We start from the raw sequence: 623 nt of genomic DNA on the forward strand, positions 1-623 counted from the left end.
GCCTGCCTGGCCGCCCACGCGGCGCTGGCCGACGAGGTGCAGGTCGCCGTCGCGGCCAACTTCACCGCGCCCATCCAGGCCATCGCCAAGGACTTCGAGAAGGACACCGGGCACAAGCTGGTGGCCTCCTTCGGCGCCACCGGGCAGTTCTACGCACAGATCAGGAACGGCGCGCCCTTCGAGGTGTTCCTCGCCGCCGACGACACCACCCCGGCCAAGCTGGAGCAGGAGAAGGCCACCGTGCCCGGCTCGCGCTTCACCTACGCCATCGGCAAGCTGGCGCTGTGGTCGGCGAAGGACGGCTACGTCGACGCCAAGGGCGCGGTGCTGAAGCAGGGCGGCTTCCAGCACCTGTCCATCGCCAACCCGAAGACCGCGCCCTACGGCCTGGCCGCCACCCAGGTGCTGGACAAGCTCGGGCTGAAGGACAAGCTGGCCGGCAAGCTCGTCGAGGGCCAGAACATCGGCCAGGCCTACCAGTTCGTGTCCAGCGGCAATGCCGAGCTGGGCTTCGTGGCGTTGTCGCAGATCTACAAGGATGGCAAGGTGACCGGCGGTTCGGCCTGGATAGTCCCGGCCGACCTCTACGAACCGATCCGCCAGGACGCGGTGATCCTCGAGAA

At 68.2% G+C, this 623-nt stretch carries 1 protein-coding gene; it reads left to right on the forward strand.

Going from position 1 to position 623, the window contains the following annotated elements; genetic code table 11:
- Nucleotides 1–6 precede the first annotated feature (6 nt).
- Nucleotides 7–623: molybdate ABC transporter substrate-binding protein (modA, locus tag VV867_RS31055; RefSeq protein WP_328568453.1), on the forward strand; the 617-nt coding region annotated here is incomplete at its 3' end.

Origin of the sequence: Pseudomonas sp. JH-2, assembly GCF_036231725.1 — a bacterium.
GTDB lineage: Bacteria > Pseudomonadota > Gammaproteobacteria > Pseudomonadales > Pseudomonadaceae > Pseudomonas > Pseudomonas delhiensis.